Origin of the sequence: Candidatus Velamenicoccus archaeovorus, from assembly GCF_004102945.1 — a bacterium.
GTDB classification, from domain to species: domain Bacteria; phylum Omnitrophota; class Gorgyraeia; order Velamenicoccales; family Velamenicoccaceae; genus Velamenicoccus; species Velamenicoccus archaeovorus.
Map to the genome: position 1 here is coordinate 1,620,768 of NZ_CP019384.1, position 20,292 is coordinate 1,641,059.

The window sequence follows — 20,292 nt, forward strand, 5'->3', positions numbered from 1 at the left end:
ACGTAAGAGAAGCGGATTTTATTCCAGGGATTTTCAGGCGCGCAGCGGACAAACAAAAAAGCCTGATAAAACATCAGGCTTTTTGGGAACGCTTATGCCCATCGACCGGGCGGTCATTTTTTCTTACAGGTGCACTTATCAAATTCCTTGCCGCACCCTTCACACTTGCCGTTGACGATCTTCTTGCCGCACTTGCATGGGGTACAACCGCAGACTTTACACATACGTCACCTCCAGTTTGTTCCTCTCCCATCCTCAAATCTATTATACCACTGACGAGATGATTTCCAAAAGAATCCGGCCGGCCGCGACCTTGTCGCCTTTCCTGATCTTGCGGCGCAGGCGGCTTTCTTTTTCGCCGTTAACGAGGATCAGGCCTTGACGAATAAGGTCTCTGGCCTCGGCGCCGCTGGCCGCGATGCCGGAAGCCTTCAAAAGATTGTCCAGTTCGATATAATCGCCGCGCAGAGCGAATTCCATCAGGGGTCAGAGGCCGGCAAGGACTTTCAACGCATGGAGATATTTCTCGGATGTCTTTTGAATGACATCGGCGGACACATCCGGGGCCGGAGGCGTCTTGTCCCAGGAAAGCGTCTCAAGGTAATCCCTCACAAACTGCTTGTCAAAGCTGGGCTGGGGGCGGCCCGGCGCATAGCCTTCTTGCGGCCAAAAACGGGAAGAATCCGGCGTCAAGACCTCATCGATCAGGATGAGCTTGCCGCCATATCCGCCGAATTCAAACTTGGTGTCGGCAATAATGATCCCCTTTGTCTGGGCGTAAGCGGCGGCTTTTTCGTAGAGGGCGACGGCCTTGGCGCGGACATCGGCGAGAGCTTCTTTGCCGACGATCCGGGCAGCGCCGGCCTCGTCGACGTTGATGTCATGGCCGATATCCGCCTTGGTGGAAGGCGTAAAAATGGTTTGCGGCAGCTTCTGCGACTCTTTCAATCCGGCCGGCAGCCTGATGCCGCAGACAGACTGCGTCTTCAGGTATTCTTTCCATCCGGAACCGGACAGGTAGCCGCGCACGATGCACTCGATGGCGAGAGGTTCGGCTTTTTTGACAAGCATCGATCGGCCGCGCAAGGCCTCGTGGTATTTTTTGGCCTGCGGCGGGTATGCGTTGACATCCGCCGTCAATAGATGGTTTTCGCAGATATCCCGAAGGTAATCAAACCAAAAAAGGGAGATCTTCGTCAGGACTTCTCCCTTATGAGGGATACCGCAGCCTAAGACAACGTCGAAACAGGAAATACGGTCTGTGGCGACGATCAACAGGCTGTCGCCGAGATCGTAGACATCCCGCACCTTGCCACGGCGCAAGAGCTTTAAATCGGAAAAATTCGTCTGGAGGAGAACGTTCTCGGACATGTATGCTATCTATTCCTGAAGTCTCTTGTTCTGCGCTTCCCACTCGGCCCAGAGCTCCCGCGGAAGCCTATCCCCAAAAGTTTTCAAGAATTCCCTCTGGCTTTCCATCTCCTGAAGCCATTCAAAACGGTCGATCTCCAGGACCTTCTGCAGGGCATCCCTGGAAATATTCAGCCCCGTCAGGTCCAGGTCTTGCAGCCTGGGGACATATCCGGCAGGCGTCTTGACCGCCTCAACCCTGTTGTTGCAACGGTCAAGGATCCATTCCAGGATGCGCAGATTTTCGCTATAGCCCGGCCATAAGAACTTGCCGTGTTCATCAAGACGAAACCAATTGACATGGAAGATTTTCGGCTGTTTTTCCATTTTTTTGCCCATCGCAAGCCAATGCTTGAAATAATCACCCATGTGATAGCCGCAGAAAGGCAACATAGCCATAGGATCACGACGAACCTCGCCCACCGTGCCCATCTGGGCGGCAGTGCGCTCGGACGCCATGGTGGAGCCGACATAGACGCCGTGTTGCCAGCTGAACGCCTCATACACCAAAGGCGCCAAGTGCGCACGGCGGCCGCCGAAAACAATAGCGGAAATAGGCACGCCATGATGGTGTTCCAGGCGGAAAGATATCGAGGGGCACTGGGATGCCGGCGCGGTGAAGCGGCTGTTCGGATGGGCGCCTTTGATGATCTTGCCATGCTCATCTTTCATGCCTGGCCGCCACGGCTGGCCCCGCCAATCCATGCCTTCCGGCGGAGGCGGCTCATTGCCGTCTTCCCACCACACTGTAAAATCTTTTTTCAGGAGGACATTGGTAAAGATCGTATTCTTCCTGATCGTCGCCATGGCGTTCGGATTGCTCTTGGAGTTTGTCCCTGGCGCCACGCCGAAGAATCCGGCCTCCGGGTTAACCGCCCAGAGGGCTCCGTCGGAATCGATCCGCATCCAGGCGATGTCGTCGCCCACGGTCCAAATCTTATACCCCTTGCTCTTCAAACCTTCGGGAGGAATGAGCATGGCGAGGTTCGTCTTGCCGCAGGCGCTGGGAAACGCGGCGGCGATATATTCCACATGACCATTGGGCTCCTCGATGCCCATGATCAGCATATGCTCAGCCATCCAGCCTTCCCGCAGCCCCATATAACTGGCGATACGCAGCGAGAGGCATTTCTTGCCCAAAAGAACGTTGCCGCCATATCCCGATCCGACGCTCCAGATAGCGTTATCTTCCGGAAAGTGGAGGATCAATCTTTTGCCGATATCAAGGTCTGCCTTGGAATGAAGACATTTGGTGAATTCGCCGTCGGCGCCAAGGAAATCCAGCACCTTCTGACCAATACGCGTCATGATGCGCATATTCAGGACGACATAGATGCTATCCGTCAACTCAACGCCAATCTTGCTGAAAGGGGAACCCACAGGCCCCATGGAGAACGGGACCACATACATCGTGCGTCCCTTCATGGCCCCCCTGAAATAATCCGAGGCCTTGCGGTAAGCATCGCGGGGAGACATCCAGTTATTCGTAGGACCGGCGTCTTCTTTTTTCTTTGTGCAGATAAAGGTGAGATGTTCCGTGCGGGCGACATCGTTCGCAGCCGTGCGGTGATACAAACAGCCGGGGAGCTTTTCCTGATTCAGCCGGATGATCTCACCGGTGGCCACAGCCTCGTCTTCAAGACGCCTCTTCTCCTCTTCTGAGCCGTCGATCCAGACGATGCGGTCGGGCCGGCACAAAGATGCCATCTCTGAAACCCAAGTCTTGAGCCTCGCATGCTTAGTAGGAGGTTGATTTTTATCGGGCATATGTTCGTTGGTTTATTGAGGATCCCGGGAAACCGTCAAGGCCGCCTTGAGCGCCGCCCAGGTTTTTGGCCCGACCTTGCCGTCGGCCACAAGACCGTTTTTCTGCTGAAACTCCCGGATGGCCGCTTTCGTCTTGGGACCGATCTTGCCGTCGATCTCACCTTGGTAAAACCCGAGGTCCTTCAGGGCCGTCTGGATCCCCTTCTCGTCCGGCGTCTCCCCCAAAACGACGGCTGAAGGTCTTGCTTCTTCCAAAACGGGGGCATCCGCGGGAACAGGAACATCCACAGCCACCTGTGTCTGTGCCTGCTGGCCGTTATCCACGATCTCTACGGCCTCATCGCGCGATCCCGAAAGAAGATTATCCGCCTCGCTTAAATTCAGGACGCCTTCTTCAACGGCAAATTTCTGTTTTTTATTGCTGTCTTTGCCGCATCCTGACACGGCAAAGCCAAAAATCACAAAGATGGCACACGCAAAACGCAAAGAGAACATTTTTTTATCTTGCCTTTCTGATCTTGCCTTTCTGAAAAGGATAGCCCATCAAGCCATCCTATTATGGAAGATATTTCAAAAGTTTTTCTTTCGTATTTTTACCGGCGATGCCGTCGGCTTTAAGACCCAAATCTTTCTGGAATTGCTTGATCGCGGCGGTGGTCTTCGGCCCGATCTTGCCGTCAATCTTGCCATCATAATAACCGGCGTTCTTCAGGGCCTGCTGAATCTGCTTCTTCGTCATCGTTGCCGCCGTCGCCCCTGAAGACTCTTTCTCGAAAGAAACCGGCGCCTCGGACGTCATCACTGGCCCTTCCAACGTCTGGACTTTGCTTTCAAGAACCTGCACGCGGTTTTCCAGCGAAGCGGAACCCGACTTGGTCGTAGCGCATCCGGCTACGGTCAATGCCGCCGCCAACACCCCAACCCCCATCCACATCCTGTTCATAAGAACCCTCCTTAATTCCGCCTCTGGCGGGATTAACTCCACGTGTATCTCGAGAATTTATGACTGCCCGTCCGAACTCTGTGAGGACTGGTCGCAGACATAAATTGTCGAGATGCTTACACGGGGAGTAACGTTTATTTCCTTGATTCTTCCGCCTCTGGCGGAATCATTCCTTTTACTTTGCTTTGTGCCATCAATGTCACAACCCGCCACGGGCGCACGTCTTATGACATTGAGAAGCGGTTAAGCAGAAAACCTTTGTATTTTTAAAGATTTGAGCCAATATATCACAACAGGACTAAAAGTCAACCCTTCGTTGTCCTTGCCCTAAAAAGCGGGGCTTGCCTCAGGGTTGACACTCAAGACGGCGGATACATTACTTTCGCCTTAAAAGGCGAGGATTGACCGCCGGCGAATGCGTCAAATATCTTTGCAAAAACACGGCATTCCGGCCCCCAGGGCCCCGGTGGATCGCGAAACAGAAAAATGCCTGCCTGGAAGCCTGCTACGAAATCACCTGGAGCCCCACGGGCCTGCCCTAGGCAAAGCCAGGGCGAGCCCGTGGGGCGACGTCCTGCTCCGCCATGGTTTTGTCTGCAAGACAAAACCAATCCACGAGCTGGGCCTCGCCTGCCCAAGCGGGCAGGGAATTCTGGAAAACGGGATTAATTTGTTTAAGGAAACAGGCGACGATGGAAGTCCTGACAAAATTAAGGATCACGCTTCTTTTGCCGAATTAATTTGTTTAAGGAAACAGGCGACGATGGAAGGGTCAAACTGACGGCTGGATTCCTTGGCAAGGGCGCTTGCTGTTTCTTTGCAACTCAAGGGCTTGACACGGTAGGGGCGCGGAGAGATCATCGCCTCATAGGCCTCGGCAACGGCGATCATCCGCGAGACGATCGGGATCATCCCCCCTTTGAGGCCGCGCGGATACCCCGAACCGTCAAAATGCTCATGGTGATCTAGGACATCCTCTCTAAGGGCCGCCAGGAAAGCGACATCGCCGATGAGGTCTATGCTGAAAAAAGGATGCCGCCGCACCAGCGCTTTTTCCTGGTCGCTCAGCAAGGATTTGCGCAGAACATCCCTGGGGAGACTCAAAAAACCAAGGTTGCACAATAACGCTGCGCGCCTCGCACGAGACGCATCCTCTTGCGGCAACGCCATCTCCAGACACAGACCTTCCACATCCTTGACGATACGATCCGTATAACCAGGCTCATAGCCGAGGATTTCATCGGTCTTGCGCATCAAAGGCCTGAAGGATTCCAGCAGGGCCTCTTCATTTCTCAAATTCACATACCGCAGTCGTTGTTTCATCTTCACGAAAAGGTTTTCCTCGGGGGCATGGACAGGATCCTGCGTCTTTGCTATCCCTGCTTCTTCTTTATGGAAAATCGTGATGCGATTGCGGCCGGCGGCCTTGCTTCGATACATCGCCTGGTCGGCGGCATTCAAAAGGGCCACGGGATCTAAAACATTCACCTCCGGATAAGAGGCGATCCCCATGCTGATGGTGATGGTCACACGGCGCTCCTTGTTGCCGAGAGGTTTCTGTTTCAGCGCCGCGGCGATCTTACGGGCCGTGGCGAGAGCCCCGAAGCTGTCCGTATCGGGACAGAAGACGACAAACTCTTCTCCCCCGGAACGCACCACGATGTCCGTCGCGCGTACGCTGATCCTCAGAAGATCTGCGAAGCCTTTAAGGACCGTATCTCCGAACAAGTGACCGTAGGCGTCGTTGACAGCCTTAAAGAAATCCAGATCGATCATGATGACGGCGAACGACCGCCAATAACGGCGGGCGCGATGAACCTCCTCGTGGAGCCTTTCTTGAAGATAGCGATAATTATACACACCCGTCTGCACGTCCTTGAGCGCATTTTCCACCAGCGAGGCATTGAGCGCCCGCAGCGTCAGGTTGGCATCCCGCAACTTGATGGATGCCGTCTTGGCCTCCGTGATATCCGAAATGAACACAAGGGTGTGAGGCGGCTGCGTACCGAAGACAAGAGGAATGCTGGATGCCAGGGCATAAAGATAATGGCCGTCTTTCTTGACGAAAATAATCTCCTGGGCCCTGCGGATCAGCTTGACGGAAGGAAGATGTCTGTGTTCCTCGGGCAGAATAAAATCATAAAGGCTCCGATCCACCATCTCCGATTCAAGATACCCCATCAAATCCGAGAAGCTTCTGTTGACGAACTGGATCGAATTGTCCGTGCGCAATTCCACGATGCCTTCCACCGCATGCTCCATGATGGTGTGTATCTTTTTGTAATAGTACTCGAGCATCTCCTCCGACTTTTTCCTCCGGGTGATGTCGCGGAATATCTCCACGCGGCCGCCATTAAGTTCGCCGTGGGTGATGGGATAACTCCAGTGCTCCATATAGTCGATGTCCGGACTGCCCGGCCTTTTCATCTGGTACTCGACATTCTCCACGGCGGTGTTGGCCTCGTAGGCCGAAAGGATACCCTGCAAAAAAAGGTCATGATCCAGGATCAAGTCTTTAAAGTTCTCCCGGAAAATCCTGCGTATGTCCTCGCCGACCGCCCCTCTCTTATCGAGGCCAAAATACGTGCCGACGCTTGAAGAGACCCAGTGCACCCGGAAACTCCTATCGAGGATCATGATGATGTAATCCAGCGTATCGATACCGTCTTCAAGCATCGATTCGTATTTTTTCTCAAGCCTCTGGACTTCCAAGAGCTTGGTCCTATCCTTGAAAACGGCCTTGGCGCCGCAGTAACGCCCCTGATTATCGCAGAATGCTATAGAGTTCATCTCGCCGGTGACCTTGCCGCCCCACTTGGTCTTCAGGACAAAGTCCTGCATCCGCAGGCGGCCCGACTTCAGGAACTCCTTTGCCCTCTCCGCGAACGCCGCCCGGCTCTCCGGAGCGATGATATCGTACATATGCATGTCCAAACATTCTTTCTTGGTATACCCGAGCGAATCCGCCAACTGTCTGTTGACGTAAATAAATTTCCCCTCGCGGTCGACGATACCCATCAGATCGCTGGATTCGTCCAACAGCGTGCGATACTTTTCGTCGATCAGCTGGTAGAGAAGCCGCGAAACCAACGGCAGGTCTTCATCTCCGGGATTAAGGATCTTTTCTAAGTAATCCATATCTCTCCTTTGGCCTAAAGGAATCTAGTCCCTCCGCGAAGATGTTTTGGCCGCTTTTCCCCGGCCGGGCAATTCTGGCCGGCTGCACTCCCTGCTTGCCGGGGCCCTGGGCTCATGAAACAAAAAAGGCCTCCGGGTTTCCCAGAGACCTTTTCTCAAGAATACGATACGGCATATAACACAACGTCATATATGCCACCTTTCTTCCTTCGGGAAGAATATAGCACAAAATAAGGCATTTGGCAAAGGTCAGGAGAGAAGAAAAAATCCGTTGCTCTTGAGGAGTTGGTGGTCGGAAAGAATCTCGCGGGTAGGGCCGTAGGCGACGATGCGGCCTCCGCTCAGCAAGATGACCTGCCGAGTCAGGACCCGGATCATCTCCAAGTCGTGGGAAGCGATCAGCTTGGTCATTGAAACCCCCCTGAGGATCTCCATCAGCTGCTGCCTGTGGCCGGGGTCAAGATTGCTGGTGGGCTCATCGAGAACCAAAAGCCGGGGGGCCATCGCCAGCACCGTCGCCACCGAAACCCTCTTCTTCTCGCCAAAGCTCAGATGATGCGACGGCCGTTCAGCGCTCGCCTCCATATCCACGGCCCCGAGCGTCCGGTGCACGCGCCGGCCGATCTCGTCCTGCGGCAGGCCCATATTCAACGGACCAAAGGCAACATCATCAAAGACGGTCGGCATAAAAAGCTGCGTATCGGGATCTTGAAAGACAAGCCCTACATCCCGCCGCACGCGGGCAAGGGTCTCGTCACATATCTCGCGGGAAAAGACCTTGATCTTTCCCTCGCCGCGCAGAATACCGTTAAGATGCAACAGCAAAGTCGTCTTGCCGGCGCCGTTAGGCCCAATCAGACCGACAGAATCGTCTTCGGAAATAGCAACCGACAGGTCTTTCAATACTTGCGTGCCGTCAGGATAGCTAAAATAAAGATGCTCTATTTCCACGGCATAAGACATAATGCCTCCAGGCTGCCCATGATCAAAATGGAGATTACAAGGAAGGCCCCATCCGCCCATGCGGCCGTGCGCGCAAACCCCGGATAGGCCAAAACACGGACGGTGCCGTCATAGCCACGCGCACACATGGCCAGATACACCCTTTCTCCTTTTTCGTAGGACCTGACAAACAAATGGCCGAGGATACTTGAAAAAATCTTCGCCTGGCGGCCTGGCGAAAGACGGCCGCCCACTGTCCGCGACAACTGGGCCTGGCGCATCTTCATGAACTCATCGAGGATAAGATAGATATAGCGGTACAAGAACGACAACATCCGGATCACGATCGAAGGGCACCGCATGGCTTCCAACGCCTTGAGCAACCGCGGGAACGGCGTCGTCGAAACCATCAGAAAAACCGCCACCATGGCCTCCACCGCTTTGATGACGGTCACGGCAAGCCCGCCGGATGCCGCACGCATGGACCACCCCGTCAAGAGCACGAAGGGCAACAGGGTCAGGATGCGGCCGGCGATCGGCCTCAGCGGCAGGTGCGAAAAAATAAAAACAACCGCCAAAAGGACACCGTAGAAAACAAGCCCCCGCATGCCGGTGGAGGGCTGCAAAAGCACAAGCAAGATAAAAAGACCGAAAACAAAAAGTTTCACGCGGGGATCGCGCCGGCACAAAAAAGAATCCGTGTGGGAATATGCGTCAATGAAATTATGATGCATGGACAGGCCCTTCCGGGATCAGGAAAACCGACGGCTCCTCACGCGCACCTTGTACGCCAGCGGCAGGATTCTAGAGGATTTTGCTGCCTGTCGTCGCCATACTTAAAGACGTATGTTTGATACCCTTGAGCGCCTGGATCCGGTCATAAAGATCCTGGATACGCCTGGCGCGGCCGCGGACGACGATGATCTCCAAACAGTTATGATGGTCCAGATGGATATGCTGCGTGGAAACGATATGCTCCTGCGCACCGTGCTGGATCCCCAGAAGATTCTCCACCAGGTCCCGCCTGTGATGGTCATAAACGACCAGGAGCGCGCCGGCCACTCTTTCATTCGCCTGCCACTCCTGGGCCACAAAAACACCGCGGATCAAATCACGGATGGCCTCCGAACGGTTCTTGTATCCCTTGCGGCGCATGTAAGCGTCGAAGCGGCCCAAGAATTCCTCTTCCATCGATACGCCGAAACGCGACAATTTAGACAAAACTGCCCCCTTCCTGCCCAGCTGCCGGCCATCTAAAACCGGCCCAAAAGGACAAAAAATATCCTGGCGTGCCACTGATTATAAAAATCATAACACGAAGAAGGTTTGTGTCAAAGGGATTTGGGAAAAGAATTTCAGGATAGCTTGAAGGACTCCAGGGTGTCCAGGAACAGGCTTTCCTGAGCAGCAAAATCAACGTCTGTATTCTTATAACTCAGCACATAGATATCGTCGCCTTTTTCGAAATAATAGGTCTCTTCCTTGAGGAGGACATCTTTGGCGTTGACCTGGTAGATGGGCAGCCGCAGGACATACGTCATGACACAGCGCAAGGCGTCGATCCCGAAAGGAAGTTTGACAGTGGAGCGGGACTCCAGCTTGAAGGACGACAGGCCATGGGCGGCTTGGACGGCGTGGTCCGCCAGGGCCTGGGCGCTCGCATAGACGCCCCCTTTGTCCTTTTTGGGATAGACCGTCAAGGTGATGGAAGGCCCGAAACCAAGGTCTTTGTTGCGTTCGCCGAAGACATGGACCTGGGTATAGGCTTCAGTCTTGCCTTTGGATTCCCGCAGGGTCCAGCCCTTGGGATAACGCAAGGTGCAGAAGGAAGATTGGTAGGAGAAATCCTGATCCGCCATCGTGTCTCCTTGAAAAACGGCCGCCGCAACAACGGCGACGGTAAAGATCATGAAGCCAAAATGTTTTCGATCCATAGACAGAGGGCCGAGAAGGCCAGCCCTTCGGGCCCGCCCCTGGCTTCCAGTCAGGGGCGGCCGTGGGGTGACGTCCCTGTCCCGCCATGGTTTTGTCTGCAAGACAAAGCCAATCCACGGGCATAGCCTCGCCCGCTCAAGCGGGCAGGGAATTCCGGCGCAGGGATTAATATTCCGGGAGATCCGGATAAGCCGTCCGGATGATCTCTTTTGCGCTCGCTTCATCCAAAGCAACCACAGAGGCCCACCCATCCTGATTGGCATCTGTATCGCCGTCCTTGATCTCATTCCAGACGGCGGCGCCGTTCAAAAAGGCATTGTACTCCTGATCGATGCTGTCCCCCAGATTCGTGCCGCGTTCCGGCTGGCCCTGGCTTGTATCGTTGGTCCACCAGGCATGGGTCCCTTCGTGGGCCAGGATGGAAGTCTGAACGCCCTGGGACAATCCGAACTGCGAGAGATCCACGATGATCGTATTGAAATAAGAAGAGTACCATCCGACGGCATCGGAGACGCCTGTTCCAAAACCGATCTTGACATCATAAAGATCTATGATATCGGCGAGCGCGGAACCATTGCTGGATTCGTCGAGTTTCGTCAGGGCTTCGGCCGCCGCGACGGCATATACCGAATCCGCCGATGGTGTGCCAGAAAAAACGCCGGAAGAAACGACCGCCCCATCGTCGTAAACGGCATCTACACGATAATAATAGGTGGAGCCGTTTGTCGTCCAGACGTCCGTGAACCAGGTCGCTGTCCACCCTTCCACGAAAAACTCATACGGCCCGCCGGGTGCCGTGGCGCGATAGATGTTATAACTGACAGGGGTCCCTGTGGCCGCCTCCCAACTCAGGCTCAAAAAGCTGTCATTGCCGATCGCTAGAGGCGTTTGTGGAAAACTGCGGCCCACGCCTTCTGCGCCGCCGCCGCTTCCAGGAAAGCTTCCGCCCGCCCCAGCATCACTGCCGCCCCCTGATCCGCCTGTCGCCCCTATGCCTCCCCCTGTCCCTGCACCGCCGCCGCCCCCGCCTCCTCCTGTCCCGCCGCCGCTGCTACTGCCGCTGCCAAAACCGCCGGGACCGCTGAATCCCCCCGAAGAACCTCCACTATTGCCGGCAAAACCGCCGCCGGATGCAGCGCCGGTCTCATCGTCAAACATATTCAAGGGCTGACCGACATCTTCGGCAATCAGACCGCCGGAATCGTTCATTTTCGTTCCGGCGTCGGCATACATTTTTGTCACGGAGGGCTTAAAGATGTGGAAGGCTGAAAAAACGACCGTTATCGCAAGGACCGTAAACATGAGGACGAACTCAAGGACCCCTTGTCCCCGGCGCCCCCTCAAAAACCTCTCGACCTCTCTCGCCTTGCTGGCAGGTGAATTCATCACTTGATCCTTATGGATTTTTTGATCATGCGGAATGAGGCAAGGTTGGGAGTAAAATCCTTCGCGATATTCTTATAACTCAGCACATAGATATCGTCGCCTTTTTCGAAATAATAGGTCTCTTCCTTGAGGAGGACATCTTTGGCGTTGACCTGGTAGATGGGCAGCCGCAGGACATACGTCATGACACAGCGCAAGGCGTCGATCCCGAAAGGAAGTTTGACAGTGGAGCGGGACTCCAGCTTGAAGGACGACAGGCCATGGGCGGCTTGGACGGCGTGGTCCGCCAGGGCCTGGGCGCTCGCATAGACGCCCCCTTTGTCCTTTTTGGGATAGACCGTCAAGGTGATGGAAGGCCCGAAACCAAGGTCTTTGTTGCGTTCGCCGAAGACATGGACCTGGGTATAGGCTTCAGTCTTGCCTTTGGATTCCCGCAGGGTCCAGCCCTTGGGATAACGCAAGGTGCAGAAGGAAGATTGGTAGGACACGCCTTCCATCCGCGGCAAAAACAAAATCACAAGAAGAACTCCGCAAACTAAAAAAAATAACACAACGGCTATACTCTTCAGCTTCATTCAAGACCTCCTCCTGTGCCCCAGGATCAATATTCAGGCAAATCCGGATAATAAAGACGAATGACCTCTTTCGCGTCGGCCTCTCCCTGGGCGATCACGCTTGCCCAGCTGTCCTGGTTGTAATCTGTCTGACCGCCCTTGATATCGCCCCAGACGGTAGCGCCGTTCAAAAAGGCATTGTACTCCTGATCGATGCTGTCCCCCAGATTCTCGCCGCGTTCCGGCTGGCCTTGGTTTATATCGTTGGTCCACCAGGCATGGGTCCCTTCGTGGGCCAGGATGGCCGCCTGCACTTCCGCCGTACTCGAAAATTCATCCAGATTGATCCTGATGGTGTTAAAAAGAGGTTCGTACCACGCCGCAACCGAATTGTCGCAATTGCCGAACCCCACCTTCACGTCATACAATAAAATGATCTCTGCAATCGTCGCCCCCGTAGGGCTGGTCGCCAATTCCAACAAGGCCTCTGCGGCCTGCAAGGCGTATTGCGACGTTGCCGAAGGCGTTGCGGAAAAGATTTCGGAGGAATAGGTGGCTTGTTCGCCGTAATGGGCATCGATGCGGTAATAATACGTCGTATCATTGGTAACGGTCAAATCCGTATAATAATCGGTTGTGCCATACCAATTTTCATAAAGCAGCTCGAACTCGCCCGCCGCCGACGTCGACCTGTAGATATCATAAGAATCCGGATAAATACCGATCCCGGCCCAACCGATAGTGACAAAACCGTCATTCCCTGTTGCAACGGGCGGATAAGTGAACCCCATGGCAGCGACGGTGCCGCCGCCTGTGCTGCCCCCGGAGGAACCGTCTCCCGAAGACCCTGTGGATGAACTGCCCCCCGAAGAACCGCTGCCCGAAGAGCCGCTGCTGCCGGAGGAGCCGCCCAAGGAACCGCCTGAAGACCCGCCGGACGAACCGCCTCCTGAAGAACCGCCGCCTCCGCCATAAGAAGAACTTCCGCCGGAGGAAGAACCTGAGGCGTAGGTATAGCCGACATGACCATCGGCATACATGGCAATGACAATCGGTTTCTCCTGCGCCTTTTCTTCGTCGACACGCTCGGCGACAGCCGCAAAATCATCGGCCGTGACATTGACGATCTTATACGTGAAATCCTTATCTTCAATCTGCACTTCCGTGAGACGCTCGTTGATCTCCTGGGTATTCGTCGCGTTGACGAACGCCCCCTTCGCGGCCGCTTCCGACAACTGCGCCTTACGGACAGCGGCGAGATTATTGAGGGCTTCGGCATCTTGGGCTTTAGAAGTAACATGGAAATAAGAAACGGCGGCAAGAGAAGCCAGGACGGAAGTGACAACGACAATAATGACAATCTCAAGAAGAGTGAACCCCGCCCTGAGAGAAAACCTTCTTCTATCAAGTCCCGCCGCAAAATGCAGCCGTGCGGCGCAATCTTTGAGGCGTCTGCTCATTCTGCAGAGATTGTTCATAAATATAAGTGTAACATATTCTTATAACGCGTTCCAGTCTAAAGAGAAGGCCGGAAATTTTCTTTCGGAAGATTGAAATAGCCCAGTCGTAGCCGCGGAACCTCCTGCCGTATCCGGCGGATCATGCGCAGGATCCCGACAGGCCGGCCGTTTACCAACGCCATCTTTTCAGAGAAAACCTCCGGATCGATGCATAGATTCCTTAGCTGGAGCAGATCCGCGTTTCCTTTTTTCAAAAAAGAGACGAGCCGCGCGACATCATCCGCGTCGTCGGTGAAACCGGGAAAAGTCAGATAATTCAGGGAAACGAACAATCCGTTGCTTTTGGCTTCCTTGATGCTGGCGATCACATCGCTGAACGCATAGCCCCGAGGCCTGTAATAAGCCCCATAGAGACGCGGATGAAAACTATTGATGCTGATGCGCACGCTGTCAAGGCCGCAGGCCGCCAACGCCCTGATGCGGGCCGCATCGCATCCGTTGCTGTTGAGATGAATGGTCCCTCTCTTCGTGGCGCGCCGCATCCGTATGATGGCTTCTTTGAGGACATCGACCTCCAGAAGCGGCTCGCCTTCACATCCCTGGCCGAAACTGACGATGGGGGCGCGCGCATGCTTCAGATGATGGATGGCGATCTCGGCCACTTCGCCGGCCGAAGGGACAAAACGGATCCGGCTGTGGGACGAAGAACAGTCCGTGTCCTGGGCAGACAGGCACCCCAGACAACGGCTATTGCACAGGGGAGAAACAGGCAAAGGCGCTTCCCACCGGCCCAAAAAAAGATTCTGTGCATTGCGACAGTTATATTGCAGGGCGCAATGCCTGAGATGTTTCAGGAGCCTGTTTGACGGATACTGGCGCGACAAACGGCGCATACCGTTGACGATCGACGGCCGGTCTGCGTAACAGGACGGTCTCTGTTTCCGGCCGGCGTCGATACGGACAGCCGCAGCCACAAACTTCCCTTGGGCATATCCAACGGCGGTATAGGGCCACAAAGGCAGGGTAAGCCTTGGGTCTGTTTTTCGGGCTGCCGGCAGATAAAAACGCGTATAGCCGGGAACCATGAAACCGGCAGCGGGATAGACCCCTCGCCCCTGTATTTCCTCGAGAACAGCCGCTTTTCCGGCAAGGGGATCAAAACCGAAAGCACGATGACCCGGCAGGTAGAAAAAACTACTCCCCGCGGGCAAAGAGATCCACTCTTCCTGCGCGGGTAAAACAAACCCTTGACCGTCAAACCCCAATGCCTTCAACGACGGATGGACGAACACATCTCCTTTCGCGTCGCAAAAAACCATGCGGGGCGCGCGAGACAATGCGGAACCGGTCATTTTTTCTTTTTTCCTTTCGGCGTTTTCCGGATCTCCTGCATGATCCTGGCTACTTCCTGAGGCGTCAAAAAACGCCACTCCCCTTCTTTCAGGCTGCCCAACTCAAGACCCCCTTGACGGATACGCTTAAGCCTCTCGACATGATAATGGAAAAGGGCAAAGACCTTGCGGATCTGGCGTTTGCGGCCCTCGTGAATCGCCATTTCCAGTTCCATCGGCCCCCTCTTGACGATGCGGCATGGCAATGTCTTTTGACCCTCCAGCAGAATTCCTTGGCTGATCCGGCGGATATCGCCATCCCCGGCCTCCTTGTTCAAAACAACCCTGTACACTTTCTCCACTTCATAGGACGGGTGGCTCATTTTATGCGTCAATTCCCCGTCGTTGGTCAACAACAAAAGCCCGGTCGTGTCCTTATCCAGGCGGCCGACGGGATGCAAGCCGGATCTCAAGTGCTGCGGGATGAGCTCCAGGACGGTCTTGGACGCATGAGGGTCGCTGACAGTGCTTATTGTCGCCTGAGGTTTGTGGAGAAGGAGATAAATCTTCTGGGGGAGATGGACAGGACGGCTGTCAAAACAGACTTTGTCCGACGACGGACGGACATCGAAAGACGGCTCTGTGATCTGTTTGCCGTTGACGGTCACGCGGCCGGCCAGGATCGGCTCAAGGGCCTTGCGCCGGGAACAGATGCCGGCGTGCGACAAAAATACCTGAAGACGCATAAAGCTGCCTCTCTCTGCCCCCGCAGGCTAGCCTCGCCTGCCCCAAGCGGACAGGAAACTCTGGCAAGGGGGATTAGCAAAAACGCCGCCGGGAATCGGCAGCGTCTCAAAAATTTTCTACGCGCTTACGTGACACGGTTCTCTCTAGGAGACCCTGGGCGGACCGATGATGCTTCTGACGCGCCCCAGGATCTCTGCAGGCGAACAAGGCTTGGCCACGACGCAGCGCTTGGTGACGCGCCGCGGCTTCAGCTGTTCTGATTTTCTTACAATGCTGGTCAAAAAAATAATGGGGATACGGCTTGTAAGAGGATCTTCCAGAAGGCGGGCCGCTATATCGGAGCCGTCGATATCAGGCAGCATCAAATCCAGGATGACGAGATCCGGTCGACGATCGCGAACCAGCCTCAACCCCTCTGCGCCGTTATCAGCCGCCTCAACGTCATAACCGTTCCTCTCCAGATACCCAGAAAGAGAATCAAGAATGTCCTTTTCATCGTCAATGATAAGGATGGATTTTATTTTTGATCCGCCGCCTTCTTCTTGATCCATCATAGGCATCATTATAGCATAAAACTTTTTAAAAAGAGGCTAAAACCCAAAACCGGCGCCGGCGATCTCCGCCTCTTTTCTAGACCTTCTGATACGCTCGCTCATACGCACAGGCGCATTCAGTATCTCGAATGCCTTGCCCGCCTTCTTTTTTTCCTTCATCAGAAATTCCAGAGTGTCTGCCAGGGCATAGGGGTCGTATCCTGCGCGTGCCAGATACTTCACGGCGAGCGCATCCGCCTCAAGCTCATCTTGACGGCCATAGCCGCGGCCCAAGAGATCAAAAACCGCGTCCGAAGCGCCGGCGACCATCCGGATGATCTGAGGGTCTTTCTGCCCGACGCCCGCCAATACCAGACCGACAAACATCTCATCCCCTAAGACAGACTGCATGCGCTTGACGGTGTGATAGGCCGCCACATGTGCAATCTCGTGGGCGACAATGGCTGCCCGTCCGTCATCATCCAGATCTTGATATAACCCGCGGGACAGATAGACGTAGCCTCCAGGAAGCGCAAAGGCATCATAATCTGGGCTATCAAAAGTCTGCAAATGATAAACGATATCAGGCCTGTCCGAAGCCGCAGCGATCTTGCGGCCGATGGCATTGAGGCGGCGTTGCTCGACGGAATTATTCCACGGTGCATATCGCGGCGCGATGATCAATTGGGCCATGCTGCGGCCAACCTGCACTTCCTCGGCGCTATCGACAACAACGGTTTCCGGCCCCGAAGGGATGGCGGGTGGACGCGCCGTGGCGCAGCCCATACAAACACAGCATATCACCGGCAAGAAAAAAACAAGCAGTTTTGGGACAAAAGAAGACATTTCTCGTCAACTCAAAAGCGCCTTGATCTTTTCGGGGATCTTTCTCGGCTTCAAATCCCTATCGATCAAGACATGAGAGGTATATCCTTCACACAGGACTTTATCTTCGCCTTTGCGTGTGACCTTGTATTCGAACGTCAGGCTGGAATTCCTGACGGCCGCAGGCCAGGTGGAGACAACAATGGTCTCGCCGTAGCGCGCCGGTGCCTTATAGACACAGTGGGCCTCGACCACGGCCATGAACAGCCCGTCTTTCTCGACATCCCTGTAATCCATGCCCTGGCTCAAAAGATATTCCGTACGCCCTACCTCGAACCAAACGAGATAATTGGCGTAATAAACAATCCCCATGTTGTCCGTCTCGGCATATCGCACCTTGATTTCCGTCGTGTGTATTTTAGGCGCCATGTTCTTTGTCTCCTTGAAGCGTCTGATAACGCAGCTGGCCGCAGGCGGCGCTGATATCGCTGCCGCGCGGCAGACGCAGGGTCACATCCACACCGTGCTTTTCCAAATAGCTCTTGAAAAACAAGACTTCAAGCTTCACTGGCGGCTCGAATCCCAGGCGGGAAACCGCTGGATTGAAGGGGATCAGGTTGACGCGGGCATTGAGGCCCCGAATGAGGCCGATCAGCGCCTGTGCATCCTCCACCGTCGTATTAAAGGCGCGCAAAAGCACATACTCGAAAGTGATCTTTCTTTTCGTCGCCTGGGCATAGACACGCAGGGCGCGCATCAGCGTCTCAAGCGGGAAACGCTTGTTGACGGGCAGAAGCCGGCTGCGTTTTTCATCCGTCGCCGCATGAAGGGAAACAGAAAGCTCCAGTTGCAGCTTTTCCCGGCTCAGGCGTTCGATGGCCGGCGCCAGGCCGCAGGTCGAGATCGTCATTTTTCTGGCGCCCAACCGGACACCCTGCTCGTCATTGAGGATCCGGATCGCCCGCAAAAGGTTTTCATAATTATCCAGAGGCTCGCCGATTCCCATAAAGACGACGTTCGAAATATGGCCGCCGGGCACATGGGCGGCGATGGTCAGAAACTGTCCGATGATCTCGCCGGCATCAAGATTGCGCCTGAAACCCGCGATCCCGCTCGCGCAAAAAGCGCAGGAATAGCGGCAGCCGACCTGGGTAGACAAACAAGCCGTCAGGCGGGATTTGGCCGGGATGGATACGCTCTCAATCAGGGAACGATCTTTGAGACGCAGGAGGAATTTTTGAGTCAGGTCAGCCGACGTCTGGATCTTCTCGATGGCAGGAGACTGAACCGTATAATAACTCTTTAAAAAGGCTTTAAGATCATGCGGCAGATTCGCCATGGTGGCAAAATCGCCGACACCTTTTTTATAGAGCCAGTCAAAAACCTGGCGGGCGCGGTAAGCGGGGAACCCGCCGGCCGTCAAATTTTTCTCCAGTTCCACGAGACTCAGATTCCTTATGTCTTCGACCATGGCCAGAACGATCTCTTCTCGCGCAACAGACGGATAGGGTCGCGCAGGCGGATCTCCCCGCTTTCTTCGACGACGCCAAAGATGCCGGCTGTCGGCATAAGACACACTCCTGTCTTCTTTTTTATCTCACAGCCGTCGTGGCAGGCCTTGCCGATCTGGGTCACGCGCAAGACGGCCGAAGGCCCCACGGCGAGGCGGTCGCCGACCTTGACATCTGAAAGATCCATGCCCTCCGTGGTCAGGTTCTCGGCAAAAACGCCGGGGTGGAGATCAACGCCGTCCGCCTTGACCACATCCTCGAATTTCTCGATGTCTTCAATGCTCAAAAGGCTGACCTGGCGTATACCCGGCCCTGCATGGGCATCTCCCTCCAGGCCCTGGCCTGCGACAAGACGCCCTAGGCGCTGCATGGATTTAGGACCTTTCTTCTGGGAGGAAACGTTGATCGAAAAGATGCGTCCGCTTGTCACAGAGATGCCTTCCAGACCCCGCTCTTGCCGCCCCTCTTCTCCAGAAGACGCAGGTCTTTGATCACGATGCCCTTGTCGTAGGCCTTGGCCATATCATAAACCGTCAGGGCCGCGACCGCGCAGGCGCAAAGCGCTTCCATCTCGACGCCCGTGGCATAGGCGGTTTTGACGACAGACGTGATCTCCAGGGCCTCCGGACGGAATGAAAACGAGATATCGACGAAGCTGACCGGCAAAGGATGACAGAGAGGGATCGTCCCCGCCGTATTCTTGGCCGCCAGGATCCCCGCCGCCTGGGCGGCGGCCAGACAATCGCCCTTCCCCAGTGCGTTCTCTTTGATCATCTTGAGAACGCGGGAACACGCGCAGAGACGGACACGCGCGCAGGCGAGGCGCGCTGAAAATTTTTTCTGTGAAATATCCACCATCCTGATACGGCCCCTTACGGATCCCATCTCATCCTCCGATGGACGACATTTCAAAAAACCTGCTGCACGTCATCTTGTTATAGCGGCCCTTGGCTTCGGCTGTCTGCGCGATAAGGTTGGCGACGTCATCTATTCGTCCGGCGCGCAGCAATGTCCCCACGTCCGCATAATGCTCGGTATGCAGACAGGGGAAAAGCTTGCCGTCGGCCGTCAGGCGCAGACGATTGCACCCGGAACAGAAAAAATGCGTGACGGAACTGATAAACCCCAGACGCGGGCCGCCGCAGGAGAGCCGATAATATTGCGCCGGCCCGGACAAGGGATCAGACCCCTCCGGCGCCAAAGGCCCGAATGTCGTCTCGATGATTTTTATCACGTCGGCCGAAGCGACATAGAGAGATCTGAACGCCTGACGGCGCTTCTGCGTCGGAAAATATTCGATAAAACGGATGACCAGGTCGCGCTCCAGGCCGAAACGCACGAACGAAGCGATCTCGTCGTCGTTAAAACCCCGGACCAGAAGGACATTGATGCGCACATCCGTCAGGCCGTTCTGGCGGGCGGCGCGGATGCCTTCCAGCACCCGCTCCAGGCCGTCGACGCCGGTCAATGAACGGAAACGGCCCCTTTGAAGCGTATCAAGACTGACATTGAGCCTCCGCAGACCCACGAATGGGCGCGCGGCGAGAGTATCTGCGAGCGCAAAACCGTTTGTCGTCATCGATACCAACTCAAGCCCTTTGATCGCCGCCAGCCGCCTGACGATATCGTGGATGCCGGCGCGCAAAAGGGGCTCGCCGCCGGTCAGCCGGACATGGCGGATACCGAGACCGACAAAAAGCCGCGCCAGACGTTCAAGTTCACCGACGTCCAGATATTCCCGATCGGAAAGAAATGCCTCCTTCTTCTGCGCCCCGCAATAAAAACAATCGAAGGAGCAGCGATCCGTCAA

The 20,292-nt window shown here is 55.2% G+C and carries 22 protein-coding genes; all 22 read right to left on the minus strand.

Annotated elements, in window-relative coordinates; all coding sequences use genetic code 11:
* Nucleotides 1–264: 264 nt before the first annotated feature.
* The 22 genes from BU251_RS07510 to moaA all read right to left on the minus strand — a co-directional run bounded on the left by BU251_RS07510 (nt 265) and on the right by moaA (nt 20,292).
* Nucleotides 265–480 (minus strand): RNA-binding S4 domain-containing protein, encoded by a 216-nt coding sequence (locus tag BU251_RS07510; RefSeq protein ID WP_128700504.1) that lies wholly within the window; start codon nt 478–480, stop codon nt 265–267.
* Between the two features lie 6 nt (nt 481–486).
* Complete coding sequence (locus BU251_RS07515; protein ID WP_128700506.1) at nt 487–1,371, minus strand: phosphoribosylaminoimidazolesuccinocarboxamide synthase; 885 nt, start codon at nt 1,369–1,371, stop codon at nt 487–489.
* A 9-nt stretch (nt 1,372–1,380) separates the two neighbouring features.
* Entirely contained in the window at nt 1,381–3,117 is a 1,737-nt protein-coding gene (locus BU251_RS07520; RefSeq protein WP_228767800.1) for a phosphoenolpyruvate carboxykinase (GTP), read from the minus strand.
* A 72-nt stretch (nt 3,118–3,189) separates the two neighbouring features.
* Nucleotides 3,190–3,672, minus strand: coding sequence for a peptidoglycan-binding domain-containing protein (locus tag BU251_RS07525; RefSeq protein ID WP_128700509.1), 483 nt, complete (start codon nt 3,670–3,672; stop codon nt 3,190–3,192).
* A 61-nt stretch (nt 3,673–3,733) separates the two neighbouring features.
* Nucleotides 3,734–4,120, minus strand: a complete 387-nt coding sequence (locus tag BU251_RS09595; protein WP_128700511.1) for a peptidoglycan-binding domain-containing protein — start codon at nt 4,118–4,120, stop codon at nt 3,734–3,736.
* A 717-nt stretch (nt 4,121–4,837) separates the two neighbouring features.
* Nucleotides 4,838–7,258, minus strand: a complete 2,421-nt coding sequence (locus BU251_RS07535; RefSeq protein ID WP_128700513.1) for a diguanylate cyclase — start codon at nt 7,256–7,258, stop codon at nt 4,838–4,840.
* 249 nt (nt 7,259–7,507) lie between these two features.
* The gene (locus BU251_RS07540) at nt 7,508–8,221 is read right to left on the minus strand and encodes an energy-coupling factor ABC transporter ATP-binding protein (RefSeq protein WP_128700515.1); all 714 of its coding nucleotides are present in this window, start codon (nt 8,219–8,221) and stop codon (nt 7,508–7,510) included.
* Nucleotides 8,200–8,934 (minus strand): energy-coupling factor transporter transmembrane component T family protein, encoded by a 735-nt coding sequence (locus BU251_RS07545; protein WP_128700517.1) that lies wholly within the window; start codon nt 8,932–8,934, stop codon nt 8,200–8,202. Before BU251_RS07545 ends, BU251_RS07540 begins: the two co-directional genes overlap by 22 nt.
* Nucleotides 8,935–9,004: 70 nt before the next feature.
* Nucleotides 9,005–9,421, minus strand: a complete 417-nt coding sequence (gene nikR / locus BU251_RS07550; protein ID WP_128700519.1) for a nickel-responsive transcriptional regulator NikR — start codon at nt 9,419–9,421, stop codon at nt 9,005–9,007.
* A gap of 134 nt (nt 9,422–9,555) precedes the next feature.
* Nucleotides 9,556–10,134, minus strand: a complete 579-nt coding sequence (locus tag BU251_RS07555; protein WP_128700521.1) for a hypothetical protein — start codon at nt 10,132–10,134, stop codon at nt 9,556–9,558.
* 166 nt (nt 10,135–10,300) lie between these two features.
* A complete protein-coding gene (locus BU251_RS09560) occupies nt 10,301–11,521 on the minus strand; it encodes a fibronectin type III domain-containing protein (protein ID WP_228767801.1) in 1,221 nt (406 codons plus the stop codon).
* Nucleotides 11,521–12,096, minus strand: a complete 576-nt coding sequence (locus tag BU251_RS07575; protein WP_128700527.1) for a hypothetical protein — start codon at nt 12,094–12,096, stop codon at nt 11,521–11,523. Before BU251_RS07575 ends, BU251_RS09560 begins: the two co-directional genes overlap by 1 nt.
* 26 nt (nt 12,097–12,122) lie before the next feature.
* Complete coding sequence (locus BU251_RS09485; protein WP_194946676.1) at nt 12,123–13,535, minus strand: hypothetical protein; 1,413 nt, start codon at nt 13,533–13,535, stop codon at nt 12,123–12,125.
* 56 nt (nt 13,536–13,591) lie between these two features.
* Complete coding sequence (locus BU251_RS07585) at nt 13,592–14,887, minus strand: radical SAM family protein (protein ID WP_128700529.1); 1,296 nt, start codon at nt 14,885–14,887, stop codon at nt 13,592–13,594.
* Complete coding sequence (locus BU251_RS07590) at nt 14,884–15,612, minus strand: pseudouridine synthase (RefSeq protein ID WP_128700531.1); 729 nt, start codon at nt 15,610–15,612, stop codon at nt 14,884–14,886. Before BU251_RS07590 ends, BU251_RS07585 begins: the two co-directional genes overlap by 4 nt.
* 144 nt (nt 15,613–15,756) lie before the next feature.
* Nucleotides 15,757–16,167, minus strand: coding sequence for a response regulator (locus BU251_RS07595; RefSeq protein ID WP_164908920.1), 411 nt, complete (start codon nt 16,165–16,167; stop codon nt 15,757–15,759).
* Nucleotides 16,168–16,203: 36 nt separating this feature from the next.
* The gene (locus BU251_RS07600) at nt 16,204–16,992 is read right to left on the minus strand and encodes a M48 family metalloprotease (protein ID WP_128700535.1); all 789 of its coding nucleotides are present in this window, start codon (nt 16,990–16,992) and stop codon (nt 16,204–16,206) included.
* 6 nt (nt 16,993–16,998) lie between these two features.
* The gene (locus BU251_RS07605; protein ID WP_128700537.1) at nt 16,999–17,400 is read right to left on the minus strand and encodes an acyl-CoA thioesterase; all 402 of its coding nucleotides are present in this window, start codon (nt 17,398–17,400) and stop codon (nt 16,999–17,001) included.
* A complete protein-coding gene (gene rlmN / locus BU251_RS07610; RefSeq protein ID WP_128700539.1) occupies nt 17,390–18,442 on the minus strand; it encodes a dual-specificity RNA methyltransferase RlmN in 1,053 nt (350 codons plus the stop codon). The genes BU251_RS07605 and rlmN overlap by 11 nt, the downstream gene beginning before the upstream one ends.
* Nucleotides 18,427–18,912, minus strand: a complete 486-nt coding sequence (locus BU251_RS07615; RefSeq protein ID WP_228767802.1) for an MOSC domain-containing protein — start codon at nt 18,910–18,912, stop codon at nt 18,427–18,429. The genes rlmN and BU251_RS07615 overlap by 16 nt, the downstream gene beginning before the upstream one ends.
* Complete coding sequence (moaC, locus tag BU251_RS07620) at nt 18,909–19,367, minus strand: cyclic pyranopterin monophosphate synthase MoaC (RefSeq protein ID WP_128700541.1); 459 nt, start codon at nt 19,365–19,367, stop codon at nt 18,909–18,911. The genes BU251_RS07615 and moaC overlap by 4 nt, the downstream gene beginning before the upstream one ends.
* A gap of 1 nt (nt 19,368) precedes the next feature.
* Nucleotides 19,369–20,292 (minus strand): GTP 3',8-cyclase MoaA, encoded by a 924-nt coding sequence (gene moaA, locus BU251_RS07625; protein ID WP_164908921.1) that lies wholly within the window; start codon nt 20,290–20,292, stop codon nt 19,369–19,371.